This window comes from Thalassovita sp. (genome assembly GCF_963691685.1).
Classification (GTDB): domain Bacteria; phylum Pseudomonadota; class Alphaproteobacteria; order Rhodobacterales; family Rhodobacteraceae; genus Thalassobius.
This window is the reverse complement of record NZ_OY829290.1, coordinates 4,158,683-4,175,102: the sequence shown is the minus strand read 5'-3', so window position 1 is coordinate 4,175,102 and position 16,420 is coordinate 4,158,683. Positions and strand designations below refer to the sequence as shown.

General features: G+C 58.9%; 14 protein-coding genes. 9 read left to right on the top strand and 5 right to left on the bottom strand.

Annotated elements, in window-relative coordinates; translation table 11 throughout:
• Nucleotides 1-97: 97 nt before the first annotated feature.
• On the bottom strand, nt 98-2,284 hold the full coding sequence (locus ACORLH_RS20265; RefSeq protein WP_321830153.1) for an esterase-like activity of phytase family protein: 2,187 nt from the start codon (nt 2,282-2,284) through the stop codon (nt 98-100).
• Nucleotides 2,285-2,442: 158 nt separating this feature from the next.
• On the opposite strand from ACORLH_RS20265, the gene ACORLH_RS20260 reads away from it, so the two are divergent.
• On the top strand, nt 2,443-3,657 hold the full coding sequence (locus tag ACORLH_RS20260) for a PLP-dependent aminotransferase family protein (protein WP_321830152.1): 1,215 nt from the start codon (nt 2,443-2,445) through the stop codon (nt 3,655-3,657).
• Between the two features lie 58 nt (nt 3,658-3,715).
• Here the strand turns inward: ACORLH_RS20260 and ACORLH_RS20255 are convergent, their stop codons facing one another.
• Nucleotides 3,716-5,197 (bottom strand): NAD-dependent succinate-semialdehyde dehydrogenase, encoded by a 1,482-nt coding sequence (locus tag ACORLH_RS20255; RefSeq protein ID WP_321830151.1) that lies wholly within the window; start codon nt 5,195-5,197, stop codon nt 3,716-3,718.
• Between the two features lie 109 nt (nt 5,198-5,306).
• Between ACORLH_RS20255 and ACORLH_RS20250 the strand changes: the two genes are divergently transcribed.
• Nucleotides 5,307-6,098, top strand: coding sequence for an alpha/beta hydrolase (locus ACORLH_RS20250; RefSeq protein ID WP_321830150.1), 792 nt, complete (start codon nt 5,307-5,309; stop codon nt 6,096-6,098).
• A gap of 84 nt (nt 6,099-6,182) precedes the next feature.
• On the opposite strand, the gene ACORLH_RS20245 is transcribed toward ACORLH_RS20250, so the two are convergent.
• On the bottom strand, nt 6,183-7,184 hold the full coding sequence (locus ACORLH_RS20245) for a P1 family peptidase (RefSeq protein WP_321830149.1): 1,002 nt from the start codon (nt 7,182-7,184) through the stop codon (nt 6,183-6,185).
• Nucleotides 7,185-7,377: 193 nt separating this feature from the next.
• Between ACORLH_RS20245 and ACORLH_RS20240 the strand changes: the two genes are divergently transcribed.
• Together ACORLH_RS20240 and ACORLH_RS20235 are read left to right on the top strand one after the other, a co-directional pair.
• A complete protein-coding gene (locus tag ACORLH_RS20240; RefSeq protein WP_321830147.1) occupies nt 7,378-8,586 on the top strand; it encodes an aminopeptidase P family protein in 1,209 nt (402 codons plus the stop codon).
• Between the two features lie 197 nt (nt 8,587-8,783).
• Entirely contained in the window at nt 8,784-9,209 is a 426-nt protein-coding gene (locus tag ACORLH_RS20235; protein WP_321830145.1) for a hypothetical protein, read from the top strand.
• A gap of 106 nt (nt 9,210-9,315) precedes the next feature.
• Here ACORLH_RS20235 and ACORLH_RS20230 read toward each other — a convergent pair whose 3' ends face one another.
• Both ACORLH_RS20230 and ACORLH_RS20225 read right to left on the bottom strand, forming a co-directional pair.
• Nucleotides 9,316-9,615 (bottom strand): hypothetical protein, encoded by a 300-nt coding sequence (locus ACORLH_RS20230; RefSeq protein WP_321830143.1) that lies wholly within the window; start codon nt 9,613-9,615, stop codon nt 9,316-9,318.
• A 202-nt stretch (nt 9,616-9,817) separates the two neighbouring features.
• A complete protein-coding gene (locus ACORLH_RS20225) occupies nt 9,818-10,249 on the bottom strand; it encodes an organic hydroperoxide resistance protein (protein WP_321830142.1) in 432 nt (143 codons plus the stop codon).
• 105 nt (nt 10,250-10,354) lie between these two features.
• Between ACORLH_RS20225 and ACORLH_RS20220 the strand changes: the two genes are divergently transcribed.
• The 5 genes from ACORLH_RS20220 to ACORLH_RS20200 all read left to right on the top strand — a co-directional run bounded on the left by ACORLH_RS20220 (nt 10,355) and on the right by ACORLH_RS20200 (nt 16,265).
• Nucleotides 10,355-10,819 carry a MarR family transcriptional regulator gene (locus ACORLH_RS20220; RefSeq protein ID WP_321830140.1) on the top strand — a complete coding sequence of 155 codons (465 nt, stop codon included), beginning with the start codon at nt 10,355-10,357 and terminating at the stop codon, nt 10,817-10,819.
• 126 nt (nt 10,820-10,945) lie between these two features.
• Nucleotides 10,946-12,022, top strand: a complete 1,077-nt coding sequence (locus tag ACORLH_RS20215; RefSeq protein WP_321830138.1) for a hypothetical protein — start codon at nt 10,946-10,948, stop codon at nt 12,020-12,022.
• 724 nt (nt 12,023-12,746) lie between these two features.
• Nucleotides 12,747-13,868, top strand: a complete 1,122-nt coding sequence (locus ACORLH_RS20210) for a hypothetical protein (RefSeq protein ID WP_321830137.1) — start codon at nt 12,747-12,749, stop codon at nt 13,866-13,868.
• Nucleotides 13,869-13,944: 76 nt separating this feature from the next.
• Nucleotides 13,945-15,882, top strand: a complete 1,938-nt coding sequence (locus tag ACORLH_RS20205; RefSeq protein WP_321830135.1) for an ATP-binding protein — start codon at nt 13,945-13,947, stop codon at nt 15,880-15,882.
• A complete protein-coding gene (locus tag ACORLH_RS20200) occupies nt 15,879-16,265 on the top strand; it encodes a hypothetical protein (protein ID WP_321830133.1) in 387 nt (128 codons plus the stop codon). Before ACORLH_RS20205 ends, ACORLH_RS20200 begins: the two co-directional genes overlap by 4 nt.
• Nucleotides 16,266-16,420 lie beyond the last annotated feature (155 nt).

Sequence of the window (16,420 nt, the reverse complement as noted above, 5' to 3'; positions counted from 1 at the left end):
CGGTTGGGTTCCATGCAGAAATGTTTGGATCATCGCCCTCACCAAATAGAAAGGGCGCCCCAGATAGGGCGCCCTTCACATCAGATCAGACCGTCGCTTAGGAGGCGTCTTTGTTGATCTGACCGATGGAGAAGAACAGGGTTTCGCCCGAATGGTCATCCACCCCGTCGTTGTCGGTTGAGACGATGGCCTCGCCGGTGGGCAGGATCGCCAGACCTTCAACCTTGTCCTGCACGTAGCCGTTCAGCTGTTTCAGGTCGGGCAGCAGATCGCGCACCTCCTCTTTGCTGACCACAGGCAGCGCACCACCCAGCGGGGCCGGCACCATGTCGGCGGCGGGGATGCGGTAGATCTTCTTGGTCACCGCATTGGCGCCGATCTGGTTGTCGCGTTCGATTACATAGACGTAGTTGCCATGCGCCACGATCTCGGACAGGCCGACCCAGCCCTTGGCAGGCGCGGCTTTGGGGTAATGCACGGCGCCCCATTCCTTGGTCTTGGTGTTATAGGCGACCAGTTTGACGTGATCCTTGGGATCATCTTTCCATTCGCGCTGAACCGCCATCCACAGGGTATCGCCAACCTTGGTGATGCCTTCAAAGCCGAAACGCTTTTCCACCGCCATCAGCTCAGCCGGCAGGCCAAACTCCTGCTTGTGGCTTTTGATCAGGCCTTTGCTGTCAACGTGGTAGATCGCATGTGGGATGGCGCGGTCGGTGCGGCCCTCAGAGGCCAGCCAGAAGCCGCCTTTACCGTCCAGGGTGATGCCTTCCAGATCCAGTTTCTGCGCCGGTTGGCCGTTGGCACGGTGCACGCGGATCACATCCACGATGCGGGCGGGTGTCTGGCTGGGATCAATTTTGAAGATCGACGGCTGGAAGCCATAGAAGCTGTCGTTCACCGCGTAGATCATGCCGTCGCTGTCCGCGACCATGCCCGAGATCGCGCCCCAGCCGATCAGCTCTTCCGTGCCTTCGGAGGTCAGCATCGGATACTGTGCGGCGGCGGTCTGATATTCGTAGATCATCACATGGCTGCGCGGGCCTTTGTCTTCGATCAGGTCCTTTTCATTGGCCGAGATCAGCAGGTTGCGCGCCGGGATCGCAACATAGCCTTCCGGACCGACACCTGAGGGCAGGATCTGGGTCAGCTCAGGCGCAGCGGGGGTGGTCACGTCATAGACCCCAACGGCAGAACCACGTTCGGAACCGACAAAGACCATCGGTGTGCCGCCAAAGGTGGCGGTTTCGATCGACTCGGGCTCAACACCTTTGCTGTCGGAACGTTTGTCGGGGTAATGGCCGATTTGAACCAGCGCGTGTTCAAAGCTGACACCGCTTTCGTAAACAACGCTGCCATCCTTGTGGAACAGGGTCCAGCCACGCGAACCGCCGTCCATGTCGCCTTCGTTGGCGGTGGCGAAGTGGTCATCATCCAGCCATTTCACAGCGTCCGGTTCACGCACCACCTGCGCCTGCGCATCGGTGAAGATCAACGCGCCGCGTTCGTCCTTGGTGTCGATACCGTTCAGATCCACGGCGCCTGCGGAGAAATGGTTCAGGATGCTGCCGTCTTTGGCCACAACCACCATGTGGTTGTTTTCCTGCAGCGATACGACAACCTCACCTGCGGTGTTGATGTCGACGAACTCCGGCTCAGGATCGTGGCCGTCCACTGCGGCCAGACCGGTCAGATCCACCGCCTGTACGGTGCCGCAATCGGCAGTGCCATCTTTGATCTGCACCAGCGACAGGAAACCGGCGGGCAGCTGGCCGGTGCGGCCGTCACCCAGATCCTCATCCCGTTCGTTTTCGATGGCGATGGCGGCGAAGCTGCCGTCTTTGGCGACCGCCACACTGTCTGGCTGACCACCCAGATCACAGCGGGTCAGTTCCGCCTTGCTGGCCAGGTCGATGACCGACAGGTGGCCCGACGGCGCGGTGTAGCTTTCTGACGTGTTCACGCCCACATAGGCGGTTTGACCGATGATCGCGACCGAGGTCGGCTCACCGTCCAGCGCGATATTGCCCAGAGGCTGTGGGTTGCGTGGGTCGGTGATGTCGATCAGGCCCAGCACGCCCAAAGGGCTGTCAGTGTAGGCCAGCGTCATGCCATCGGCGGTGGCGGCAATGATTTCAGCCGAGGTTTCGCGGTTGCGGTCTTCGCCTGCGGCCATGTTCAGCGGCGTCGCGAAAGAGGCGATGCGGTTGAAGTTCTGTTCAGCGCTGGCCGCTGCCGCCGTCAGGGAAATAGCGGAGGTCAGGCAGATTGTGCGAAAGGTCATAGGGCTCTCCCTTGTCATATCTGCGGCAGGCCTTGCACGGGCCGGATGACAGGCAGGTGACGGTTTGATGAAGCATTTCAGACTGATCACGATTTATGTCAGCTATATTGACTTACCTCAGGTCGCCGCGCAGGGTCCAAACCCATGGAGGCAGCCTTATGAAGATCGATTCGTTCTTTGCGACCCGCAATTCGCGCATGAAAGCATCGGAAATCCGTGAGCTTTTGAAACTTCTGGATCAGCCGGATGTGATTTCCTTTGCCGGGGGCATTCCTGATCCGGCACTTTTCCCGGCCGAAAAATTCCGCGATGCGATGGCCGTTGCGCTGTCTGACGGGCAGCACGCCCTGTCGCTGCAATACTCCACCTCAGAAGGCTATCCGCCCCTGCGGCAGTGGATTGCGGAACGGATGACGCAACTGGGGGTGCCGTGCGGGGCGGACAATATCCTGATCACCTCAGGTTCGCAGCAGGCGCTGGATTATCTGGGGAAACTGTTCTTGTCACCCGGCGATACCGCCTTGGTCGGCTGGCCAACCTATCTGGGTGCGCTGGGGGCGTTTAACGCCTATGAGCCGCGTTTTGATCGGCTGGATCCGATGGGCAATCGATCCGCGACTGAGTTGCGCGCCGAGGCGGAGGACGCAGGGGGGCGGGTGAAATTCAGCTACCTGTCGCCTGATTTCGCCAATCCCACGGGCATCACACTGTCGCTGGAGGAACGGCAGAAGGTTCTGGCCCAGGCTGAGGCGCTGGATTGCGCGGTGATCGAAGATGCTGCCTATCAGTCGCTGCGCTATGAGGGCGAAGATATCCCGCCGATCCTGGCGCTGGAACTGGCGGAAAAGGGCGATCTGGATCAGTGCCGCACGATTTACTGCGGGTCTTTTTCCAAAACCCTGTCACCCGGGCTGCGCATCGGCTGGGTCTGTGCGGCGCGGCCGGTGATTGATCAGATGGTGCTGTTGAAACAGGCAGGTGATCTGCACACGGCAACGCTGAACCAGATGGCGGTGGCCCATGTCGCGGCGGACGGGTTTGAGGACCACACCCAGCGGCTTTGTGCCCATTACAAGGCGCGGCGGGATCGGATGCTGGCGGCTTTGACGCGCCACATGCCAGACGGTGTTGACTGGACCCACCCTGAAGGCGGCATGTTTGTCTGGATGACCCTGCCTGCGGGGATGGATGGTGCCGATCTGCTGGCGGCGGCGCTGCGGGATGAAAAGGTGGCCTTTGTGCCCGGTGGGGCGTTCTACCCCGATGACGATGGGCGCAATACGCTGCGCCTCAACTTCTCCAGCCCGGATCAGGCGCAGATCGATGAAGGCATTGCCCGGCTGGGCCGGGTGATCACAGCGGCACTGGCATAAACCCACAAAAAAACGGCCCCAAGATGGGGCCGTTTCTGTTCCATACGGATGCGTCTGTTTAGATCGACAGGCAGACGTATTTCATTTCCATGTAGTCTTCCATGCCGTGGTGGCTGCCTTCGCGGCCCAGACCGGACTGTTTGACGCCACCAAACGGGGCCAGTTCGGTTGAGATGATACCGGTGTTCACGCCAACGATGCCGTATTCCAGCGCCTCGGCCACCTTGTACACGCGGCTCAGGTCTTTGGCGTAGAAGTAGCTGGCCAGACCAAAAATCGTGTCATTGGCCAGTTCAATCACCTCATCTTCGTCGTTGAAGCGGAACAGCGGGGCCAACGGGCCAAAGGTCTCATCGGTTGCAAACTGCATGTCTTTGGTGGCACCGGTCACGATGGTCGGCGGCAGGAAGTGGCCCGCGCCCTGCAGCGGCTCACCGCCTCCCAGGATGACCTCAGCGCCTTTGGCGGTGGCGTCTGCGATATGTTCCTGCACTTTGGCGATGGCCTTGTCGTTGATCAGCGGGCCGAAGTCAGTGCCAGCCTCCAGACCGTCGCCGACGGTCATTTTCTCAACGGCTGCTTTCAGTTTGGCGGCAAAGGCATCGTAAACACCATCCTGCACGTAAATCCGGTTGGCGCAGACGCAGGTCTGACCGTTGTTGCGGAATTTGCACATGATGGCACCCGCCACCGCTTCGTCCAGATCGGCGTCGTCAAAGACGATGAAGGGCGCGTTGCCGCCCAGTTCCATCGAACATTTCATCACCTGATCGGCGGCCTGACGCATCAGGATGCGACCCACATTGGTGGAGCCGGTGAAGGTCAGCTTGCGCACAATCGGGTTTTCACAGAATTCCTGACCGGTGCCGGGGGCATCGGTGGTGGGCAGGATCGACAGGATACCCTTGGGCAGACCGGCGCGGTCCGCAAGCACACCCAGTGCCAGCGCCGACAGCGGGGTCAGCTCAGACGGGCGCGCAACAAAGGCGCAGCCGGCGGCCAGTGCAGGGCCTGCCTTGCGGGTGATCATCGCGTTGGGGAAGTTCCACGGCGTGATCGATGCGGCAACGCCGATCGGCTGTTTCATCACCATGATGCGCTTGTCACGCTGGTGGCCGGGGATGGTTTCGCCGTAGACCCGCTTCGCCTCTTCGGCGAAAAATTCAATGAAGGAGGCGCCATAGGCAATCTCACCCTTTGCTTCAGCCAGCGGTTTTCCTTGTTCGGCGGTCAGGATGGTGCCCAGATCGTCCTGATGTTCCATCATCAGGTCAAACCAGCGGCGCAGCACCGTAGCGCGCTCCTTGCCGGTCCAACTGGCCCATTCTTTCTGAGCAACCTCTGCCTTGGCAATGGCTTCGGCCACCTGCGCGCGGCTGGGGTCCGCCACTTCGGCGATCACATCGCCACGGGCCGGGTTGGTCACCGGGTAGGTTGCGCCCGTGTCACTGTCGACCCAGTCCCCTGCGATATAGGCCTGCGTGGCCAGCAGGCTGGGGTCCTTCAGAAGCGATTTCAGATCGGTGGCTTTGTCGAGCATGTGGTACCCTCCCGGAAATTCTCATGGCGCTGATTAGCTCTGGCACAGGCAGAGCATCTGGCGCTAGGATTGTCCAGAAAAAGTGATCAAATTCGACAGGGAAGACGTGATGGAACTGGACGACGCATATGCCAATGGCGCCTATATCGAAGGGGCTGAGGCATTCCCGCCCCGCTGGGCCGCAGCCGCTGCAGGGTTTCGCGAAGGCATGATGGAGGCCGGGTTGGCCGAACTTGACCTGACCTATGGCGAGGGCGCGCGGCACCGGTTTGATCTGTTCAAGCCTGAAGGCGAGGCCAAGGGGCTGTTGGTTTTTGTGCACGGCGGCTATTGGCTGGCTTTTGACAAATCCAGCTGGTCCCATTTTGCCCAAGGCGCGGTTGAGGCTGGCTGGTCCGTGGCGATGCCGTCATATGATCTGTGCCCCGATGTTTCGATCGCCGAGATCACCCATCAGATTGCCCGCATGGTGCCGGTGGCGGCAGAAATGGTGGCTGGACCGATCCATTTGGCCGGTCATTCCGCGGGTGGTCATCTGGTGGCGCGGATGGTGGTGCCGGGGCTGTTGCCGGATGCTGTGGCAGCCCGGGTCAAACGGGTGATGCCAATTTCGCCGGTGGCCGACCTGCGCCCATTGTTGAAGACCTCCATGAATGAAAAGTTCAAGATGGACGACAGCGATGCCCGCGCCGAAAGCCCGGTGCTGCAACAACCACTGGAGGGTGTTGAGGTCATCGCCTGGGTTGGTGGCGAGGAGCGTCCGGTGTTTCTGGAACAGGCAACGGCACTGGGGGAGGCCTGGGGCTGTGACTGTGTGATTGATGCTGGCAAACACCATTTCGACGTGATCGATGGTCTGCAGGATCGCGATGGGCGGATGATCACGCGGTTGCTGGGCTAGTGGTCTAAATTATGCGTACCGCCGGTGGCCGTGTCGGAGCCTCCGGCGGGAGTATTTTTTAGAACATTGAAAAGGGGCGCGGCCCTAGCCGTGGCGCGCGGCCCAGGTGGGCTGGGCATCATTGGGCTCATCGCTGGCGTGATAGATCGCGCGGGCAATGGCGCGTGCCATCACGGTTGCGGCCGCATGACCCAGATAGAGCGTATCGGCAATTGGATCGGTCAGGGGGTTCTTGCCGGTGCTGGCAGCAAAAATCAGATCCCCATCCATCGGCGTATGGGCCGGAAACAGCGCCCGGGCATAGCCATCATGGGCGGCGGTGGCCAATCGGGTGCATTGCGCCTGGGTCAGTGTGGCGTCTGTGGCGATGATACCAATGGTGGTGTTGGCATGGGCGGCCAGTTTTGTGGGCGGCACATGGGGCTCAGGGTAGTGCTGCGCCACGCCTTTGCCGCCAAACTCCGCTGTCTGCTCAAAGGGCGCGGCCCAAAACTGCGGGCCATCGCCGACAACCGCAGATCCCAGCGCGTTCACCGCAACCAGCGCCGCCACGGTGTGGCCTGAGGGCAGGGTGAAGGAGGCCGATCCAAGCCCGCCTTTCAGGTTGGCGGTTGTTGCCCCGGTGCCCGCCCCGACGGAGCCAAGCGCAAAATCTTCGTTGGTATTGGCAAGTGCAGCGGCGCCAAGGCGCTTATAGGGGTTTTCGGTCCAGTTCTTGTCCCCCCCGTTGATCAGGTCAAACAGGATCGCGCCGGGCACGATCGGCACCAGTTGATCGCCCACCTTGAAGCCGCGCCCCTGGGCCCGCAGCGCATCGGCAACGCCTGAGGGCGCATCCAGCCCAAAGGCTGAGCCGCCGGACAAGACCAGCGCGTCCACCTGTTCCACCGTTTTGTCCGGCGCCAGCAGATCGGTTTCGCGGGTGCCCGGGGCGCCACCCATGACATGCACCCCGCAGGTAAAGGGCTGATCGCCCAGCAGCACGGTCACACCGGTTTTGATATGGGGATCTTCGGCGTTGCCAACACGCAGCCCCGCGACATCGGTGATCAGATTGCGTGGGCCGGGGGCAGATTTTTCGGGCATAGTTCGTTTTTCCGTCAAATAGGTCGCAAAACATCTTGCCTGAATCTGCGGGATCGGCAAGTTGTGGCATATACGGGGCTGGGCGATGGCGTCGCCCGCATTGTTGCTTGCCTAAGGTAAGCCAGAACAATGGGCCACCGTGCAATCCGTCCTGAACGCCGGGACCTTTCTTTTGATTAAGGAGGGTCAACAAATGACATCTCGTCCTGAGTTCTATCGTTTCCACAATGGGGAAAAAGCTGCCCTGCAATTTGCAGACAGCGAATATGCCGCGCGTGTCGCTGGGCTGCGCAAGATCCTGATCGACACAGGGGCCGACGCGGCTGTGTTTTCCTCGATGCACAACATCTCATACTATTCGGGCTTCACCTACTGCGCCTTTGGGCGGCCCTATGCGCTGGTGGTGACGGCCAGCGAATGTGTGACCATCTCGGCCGGTATTGATGCCGGTCAGCCCTGGCGGCGCTGCTATGGCGATAACATCACCTATACCGACTGGCAGCGTGACAATTACTGGCGCGCCATCCTGTCGGTCACCGGGGCTGGCAAGGTGATCGGCTATGAAAGCGACCACCTGAGCCTGCTGCAGAAGTCCAAACTGGATGCTTTCCTGAGCCCCTCCAAGACCGTGGACCTTTATGAGCCGACCATGGTGCAGCGGATGCACAAATCTGCTGCCGAGCTGGAGATGATCCGCGCCGGCGCCGCGGTGGCGGATGTGGGCGGTTATGCGATCCGTGATGCGGTGAAGGAGGGCGTGCGCGAGATTGATGTGGCCATGGCCGGTCGTGACGCGATGGAGCTGGAGATTGCCAAACGCTTCCCCGATGCCGAATACCGTGACACCTGGGTCTGGTTCCAATCCGGCATCAACACCGATGGCGCCCACAATCCTGTGACCGCGCGCCGGTTGCAGCGCGGCGATATCCTGTCGCTGAACACCTTCCCGATGATTTCGGGCTATTACACCGCGCTGGAACGCACGATGTTTGTGGGTGAGGTGGATGACGCCAGCCTGAACTACTGGCAGGCCAATGTCGGCGCCCATGAGCTGGGCATCTCGCTGCTGAAACCCGGCGCCAGCTGCGCCGAGGTGACCCATCAGATCAATGAGTTCTTCGCCGAACGCGACATGCTGCAATACCGGACCTTTGGCTATGGCCATTCCTTCGGGGTCTTGTCGCATTACTATGGCCGCGAGGCGGGTCTGGAACTGCGCGAAGACATCGACACGGTGCTGGAGCCGGGCATGGTGATCTCGATGGAACCGATGCTGACCATCGCTGACGGCCAGCCGGGTGCGGGCGGCTACCGCGAACATGACATCCTGATCATCACCGAAGACGGCAATGAAAACATCACCGGCTACCCCTACGGGCCGGAGTTCAACGTGGTTGGGTGAGGCTGCGATCTAGAAAAGCGGAAGGGAGGGCGATTTGCCCTCCCTTTTTTGTGGCTGTGAGTAGGGGCGCTATATGCCGATTCCTTGGAATTTTGTTCGGGGTCTGCTTTGAGCCCAAAGTGACGCTCTGAACTTGAAAAAATGCCAACGTTGGTTAGAGATGCTGAGCATGTAGAGCAAAAGTATCGGATGACATTTTGGACGAACGCGGTTCCTCAGATTGTATGGGTCCCAAACTTCGAGCGTTTGTCGAAGAAAAGCTTATTGCCGACTTAAATCAGTACTTACCCGAACAGCAGACCTATCAGCGTTCTGACATTCAGTTTGATTGGTCGGCACGCTGTGTCGAGGGTCATCGAATGCGTTGGCTTGACGGGGAAATTGAGAACTTTTCCGGTATCGCGATTCTTCACAAAGACAGCGGGTTGATTGCCGAAGGTTGGATGGAGTTCATCGAAGCTGAGGATGGTCTTGAGGTATTTTGGTGGTTCCTGACCGGCGTGGATCAAACTGGGTTTACGGGAAAAGATACAAACACGGTTCCCAGCCATGTTTGGAACAGACTAAGCACCGAGGTACGCACATTGTGGAGAAATTATGCGCCAAAGAAACCGTTGACTTGAGTTTCCGAAGGCCTGCTTCGTCCCGCACTGCTGACATCGACAATTTGGGCTTCTATTTGGGCCTACTCACTAGCTAGGCAAGAGGAGCACGTAGCCCTGTTGGCTGCTATTGCGGAATGAATTCCAGCCAACCGGCTGACCCGGCGAGTAGTAAAAAACCAAGAAACAGCGTCAGCGCGACGATCCAATGGATAAACGTCTTCATTCGTTTCCCCTCTTTGGGGAACCAGTTGAATTTACGCAGCCAACCCAGAATCAAGTCCGCGAACATGAGCACGAACATGAAGTGGCGGAAAAAAAGATAGACGAACAACACGCCGAGGATAACTCCTGCGAAGGTGTTGGCCGGAATCACTTCCCAGCTGTTTCCGTTGGCTGAAGTCGTTACCGTGCTTTCCATAATCATCCTGCCTCCATGTTCATGATGATTCGTAGTCAAAACCAAACTGACAGCAAGGATAAATGCTACCTTATAGTTGAAATTTTGTAAGTGGTGCAGCCAAAGCGAAGGGCGGGTTCATCCGCATTGCTGGCATCGACAATTGGGCAGCTATAGGGACCTATTCATTAAATTGGCGTGGGAGGGCTCGGTGCCCTCCCTCTGTTTTTTAGGCCACTGCTTTCAGGCGTGGGGTGATGTCTAGGTTGCCGCGGGTGGCATTGGAGTAGGGGCAGACTTGATGGGCCGTGGCGATCAGGGTTTCTGCCTGTTCTGCTGCCATGCCAGGCAGGTCAACGCTGATGTCAACTTTCAGGCCAAACCCGCCATCGCTGCGTGGGCCAAGGCCGACGCTGACCTCGGTGTTGGCCTCCGCCGGGACGTCGATTTTCTGGGCAGCAGCCACGTGTTTCAAGGCTGAGAGGAAACAGGCCGCGTAGCCGGCAGCAAACAGTTGTTCCGGGTTCACGCCCTCACCATTACCCCCCAGCGCCTTGGGGGCGGCGAGGGCAAAGGTTGCGTCACTGTCGGCAAAGCTGGCGGCGCCGTCGCGGCCCCCGGTTGCGGTGGCGGCGGTCTGGTAGAGGATTTTCTCAAGCATGGTGATTCCTTTATCGGACAATTAAATCGTGCACGATATAAATTGAGCCTGACAGGTCATCTGTCAAGTCTTGCGATATAATCGTGCACGACTTATTTTTGACCCATGACTGGATCAACCTCACCGACACAGACCTTGGATCAGCAGCTTTGCTTTGAGATCTACGCGGCCTCGCACGCGTTTACCAAGCTTTACAAGCCGCTTTTGGATCCCATGGGGCTGACCTATCCGCAGTATCTGGTGATGCTGTTGCTGTGGGAACGCGATGACCGGCCCGTTGGTGATCTGGGACAGGCGCTGGCGCTAGAATCCTCGACCCTGACGCCGCTGCTGAAACGGATGGAGGCGGCGGGCCATGTGATCCGCCAGCGCGATCCCGAAGATGAGCGGCGCGTGCGCATTCGCCTGACTGAGGCAGGGTGGGCATTGCAAGAACAGGCGCGGCATATTCCGCAGTGTCTGGATCAGTCCGGTGCCGTCACCGCTGCTGAGGCTGCAGATCTGCGCGCAGAGGTCCGCAAACTGCGCCTTGCCCTCACCGCGGCATTGCGCGCGGTGCAGCCCGACTAAACGCAGCCCACGCTTTCTTTTTCAAACAGACTTTGCCACAGTTCCCGCAAGCCAACCTGATTGGGCTTACATTTTTGTGATCTCGCACCCATATAGGTTGTAAGTAATTGAAAAGAGGGACTTGAAATGGCGAATTTTGACGCTCAGGTGAGGGAGTCTCAGGAACAGGTGGCCGAAGCACAGGCCAAGATTTCTGAATTGACCAGCCGCATTGAAACCGCGCGCAGCAAATTGAAGAGCGGCGACGACGTTGCGATCGATATTGAAAACGCCACGCTGGACGATGTGCATGCCCATACGGATGTGATGAACGCCAATATCGCTGAGCTGATCATGGGCCTCGACGATGTGACGGCCGCGTTTTCCAAAGACTTTGATGAGATGCGCACCAAGACGGGCTGGGAAAGCTTCATTGGCATCTTCTCCAAGGGCAAATCAGACTCGATGCGGCAGGAGCGGATCAAAACCGCCAATATCGATGACAAGCTGCAGGATCTGATCGCCAAATCCGACACCATTACCAAGCTGCTGGAAAACCAGCTGGACGTGCTGAATGAGCAGAAGGAAAAGGTTGAGGTCAACCTGACCGAAACGCTGGATGAGCGGGAAATGACCGTCGGCGATCTGGAAAAGACCCGCGCCGATATTCTGGCGATGGACCCCAAGATCATTGAGCTGGAAAACAAGATCTCCGTCACCCAGGACGCGGCAGAGCGGACCAAGCTGGAAACCGAACTGGCCGATCTGAACAAGGCCTATAACGATCTGGTGCAGTCCGAACAGGTGCAGCTGGCCAAAAGTCAGACGCTGGAGCGTTACATCGAGAAAGGCAAATCCTGGGTCGACAGCCTGCAGAACCAGGCCGCCACCCAGATGGTGCTGATCAACAAGCTGCAGACAGACACCAAGCAGCGTGTGGTGCTCTACGATGCGCTGACCAAATCGCTGAAAACCGCGCAGCAGCAGGACATCGCCCACCGGATCAATGAAATCGGGGTGGAAACCGACAAAGAAGCGCAGGCTGCCATGGCCGCGATTGGCACCGCCACCAACCAGAAAATGGCGGATATGATGGAGGCCCACGAAGAGCATATGGTCTTTGCCCGTGACGTGCTGGAGGCCAAAGCCAAAGCCGATGAACGCTTCGCCCGCCGGTTCCAGCAGATCGTCGAGAAACACGATAAGAATCTCTATGGGGGATAAGGGAGCTAAGAATTTTGCGAAATTCTGGCTTGGGTTCGGAGCAATTTTAATTGTGTGGCCCTTAGTGGGGGCACTTCTTGGCGGGCTCTTGTTTGCCCAGGGCAACGTCGGAATGTTCGTATCGCGAATGGCGTATTTTGCTGCCGTTTCATACGGTTTTGAAAGCATGATTGCAGGCGTTGTCTTAGTTGTTTGTGTTTTACTTAGGTTCGTTTGGTCAGAAAATGGTGCGCGGAGGCTCTCAGTTGAGTGATTTTGGATCGTCTATGAGCGGATCCAAAGCAAAACCCAGCTCGTTTTGGGGTCGTGCGCGATCCGGGCCACTGCGTGTCCCGGCAGGAATAGTGGCAAAGGTGGAGAACTAAATTGCAATGGCACCTGTTCCCAAAGCGCAAACCTTTGCGCATCCGCAGTTTAAATGAACTTGCGCCGGGATTTCGCCCACGGTGGCGGAGATTGGAACGACGATGTTTTGCGGCTGCGATTGGATTGTTCCTGTTGTTGATAATCAGCGCAGTGATGGATTCACAAGTGGGTTTGTCTGTCTTCTACATAGGGGGCGTGGTCGTCTCTGCTTTATTCGGGTTTGTTCAATATGGAGTGATACTGCTTGGATTCGTCGGAAATTGGTTTCCTTGGGTTGGCCTAAAGGCTTTGCAGTTGGAGCGATGGCTGGAACAGGATTTGGACCACGATTGAGCGATAAAGAATTGAGATTTTGCAGATGAACACTGACCTGACCCGTGATCATTCCGCCCTGACGGATCTGTTTGCCTCGCGTCGCTACTTCAAGAAGTTCGACATGATCACCCGCCATTTGGCGCAGGTGGCGGGGCAGATGGAGGTGCAGGGCGAATTGTCGGCGCTGGAGGCCAATATCCTCACCCGCTATCTGACGCAGATTGGCTTCACTTTCCGGGCGCTCAGCATGAAATATCTGCTGGTGGGCCGTGACACCGGGCAGTTCTTTGGCTCGTTGGCGATTGACACGGTCGACAGTGGTTTTCCGGTCTTTAATGAGCTGTTGGTCATGGCCAATGATGCCATGCAGGCGCAGCAGCATCTGGAAAACATGCCCACGGCCACGGCGCTGAAACGGCAGATGGTGGAAAAGATTGTCGGCGATCAGGAATTGCCCACCCGGCTGCAATTCGCCCTGTCGCAGCGGCTGTACTATGAGGAATTGCAAAAAGGTCAGCTGTTTTGGGCCCGCAATGATCCGCGCGCCATCTGGATGCGGGGTGAAGAGCGTAAACGCTACCTGGTCCATTGGGCGGTTTATGACAGTGAGCTGAACCTGCCCGTGCTCTACCTGATGGAGTTGGAGGACAGTGGCAAGCGCGGTCTGCCCAAGGATGAACGCCGCTGGCCCGAGGTGCAGGCCCATCTGATGGCGCAAAGTCTTGGGGCGTTGAAACTGGTGACGATTGCCAAAGGCTTTGATGAGCAGTTCAACGACCTGCATCCCAAGAAACTGCGCCGGGTGCATGTGGGGCCGATGTATTCGCATGGCTTTACCCGCCAGTCCGGCCCATTGCGTCAGGTGTTGGCTGATGCCGACAGTCCCGAGGGTCAGGATTGGGCGCTGGCCTGGACCGTTGAGGAGCTGGAAAGCGAGCGGGTGGTCGAAGAAAAGGTCGGCTGGTTCTCCACCGCGGAGCGCGAGGTCTTTGCGCTGGATCCCTTCGGCGGGCGCGGCGTGGACACCGGCGCGACCCGCACCGAACGCAGTATCATCCTGCCCGAACGCCCCTATCAGGTGCTGGCCGAACAAAACCCGCCGGGGTTTGCCACCGTGCGGAAATATGTGGTGGCGCCAAGTGGGCGGGTGATGAGTTTGAAATAGCCCGTTGGGCCGCTGCCGCTGCCTGCCTTCGGCGAGAGTATTTTTTAAAACGTTGAAATTGAAGTGAGGTGGATTGATGAGCCTGACAACCGACCAGATGGAGCTGCGCGAGGAAGAGATCCGCAGCCATTATGATGCGGCTTACGCCCTGCTGGAAGGCGTGGATCACACGCCGCGCCTGGCCAAGGGCAAAGAGGCTGCGCCGGTGGCGGGGCGCTCCAGCGGTGTGCCCACACGGCGGCGGTTCCGCTCGACCACGCCGGGGATGGTGACCCGTTCTTCCGCCCGCCCTGAGGGGGTGAAGCTGCTGGAACGCATTGAGGCCGCGGATGACGATGATGCGCTGATTTCGCCGGTGCAGGCCAATGTGATGAATGTGCTGCGCCGCGCGCTGTCGATCGCCCTAGCGATGGGGGAGGCTTACTGTGAGCTGACGGGGCTGGCGGCGCTGAAAAAATCCAATCTGGAGGGCGGCCTGGGCGCCGATCGCAAGGCCGAATTTTCCGAGCTGCTGGCGGCAGAGGCGGCGGTCAGCCTGCATGTGTTTGCCAATGCCACGGCCTATCTGATTGCCCCGCATCTGAGCGAGACCTCGGTAGAGATCGGCGCGGTAGAGGAAGTGCTGACCGACAATGCGCAATTGGCCCTGCACGGGGCGCTGTGGGAGTTGGATCAGGAGCTGGCGCAGTTTGCCAAGGATGACGCCACGCTGATTGCCACCGTGGCCGCCTACGCCGAACAGCTGATGGAAAAGATCGCGCTGCGCGCCCAGACGCTGGGCCGGCTGGAGCCCTTTGCCAATGGCAACTGGAAGGTGGAGGCAGATGACTTCGCCATCCAAGGCTTCACTCCGGCGCGCAAAGGCAAGGGCAGCACGCTGACCATGCAGTTCAAAAAACCGCATGAGGTGGTCGGCAACCATATCGCCAAGTATCAGGCAATGAAGCTGGCCAAGATGTTGATGGCCTATGATTTTGACCGTCGGTTGAACCCCTTTGCCGAGTTGGGCGGCTTCATCTTTACCTTCATGGGGGATGGCAAACCGGGCACCGGGAAAACCACACTGATCCAGATGATGGCGGGGTTGATCAATGACTACTGCCAGGTGGCGGGCTATGCCTTTCGATATCAGAACCTGTCGACCGACAACATTGACAGCTATCAGGGCAAATCCGGCCAGAACGCCAAGGCGTTCATCAACAATATCATCGATCCGCAGGTCATCGGCTTTGGCACCATTGACGACATTGACCAGCTGGCAGGCAAACGCGGGGATCGGCAGTCTTCGGCGGGGCAGCTGGAAATCACTGCTGTCCTGATGGAGAGCTTTGCCGGCGCCAATACCGTGGTGCGGGGCAATTGCACTTTTGGCATGTTCTCAAACTATCCTGAAAACGTGGATGATGCCCTGCGTCAGCGGGCGGGTGCGCGGTTCCTGGTGGACGGGCCGCAGACGCGGGATGATTACATCGACATCCTGTCGCTGCTGATGGGCAAGAACCACGACATTCCCTTGGGCGATCACACGCTGTTTTCAGCGCAGGAGATCAAGAAAGCCGTGGCGCAGAGCTTTGAGGCGCACGCCAAACCACAGGAGGCGGGGCTGCTCAACGTCTTTGACCGGGTGCATGCGGAGGTGGGTGATCTGGACACGATCGCCAAAATGGGGCGCTATCTGAAGGCCATTCAGGAAGCCGATGAACGGTTTACCGGCCGCGCGATCAAGAACATCACCGATGCGGTGAAGGTGCGGGCGATGGACTTTGAGCTGCCCGATGAATGGATGGAAAACCCCGAGATCTTCTTGTTCCGCCCTTACGAGCAGAAGAAGCAGATGATCGAGGAGCTGCGGGTGCCGATCACCACTGAAATGGTCCTGCAGGAGATCAACCGCTACGCTGACAGTGAGTTTCGCTACGCCGATAAATCCGATGAGGTGGCGATTGAAAACATGGTGCGGGACTATGGCCGCACCGAAGAAGCCAAACGCCGTTATTTGGAGAGCAAGGGGTGATCGTCCTCGACTCCATCGGCTGGGTGAACACCGGGTTGCCCTTGTTGGTTCTGACGACGCTAGCGGTGGTGCTGCCGCGCTATCTGGTGGATCGGCACACCCGGTCTCATGCCAAGGTGGCGCGGGGGATGCTGGCGGTGCTGGTGTTGTTGTTGCTGGCGGGGTTCGTTTTGTCGATGGTGGTGACGGGAGCGCGTGGCTTTGACGCCGAAGCGCATCTGCTGGCCAACCCGGGGGAGGGGTTCGGGATGCACGCCCGCCTGTCCCTGTTGTCAGGCATTGTCTGGGCACCGATTCTGGCGCTGGTCTGGTTTGGGCAGGCTCAGGCGGTTGAGGACCGACGCGGGCGTGACATGGTTTTGGCGGATCGGGAGGGGAAGTGATGAAACAGAGGGCCGCGACCGAGCTGGAGGGCGCTTTGAAACCTGTTTGGGACATGAATGCGTGCCTGCCCCGGGACGTCATAACAGGGTCGAGACCGAGCCATCGCGCCCTCCTGGGGGAGGTCGGGCGCGGCCCGGCGATGCCGGGCGGGGAG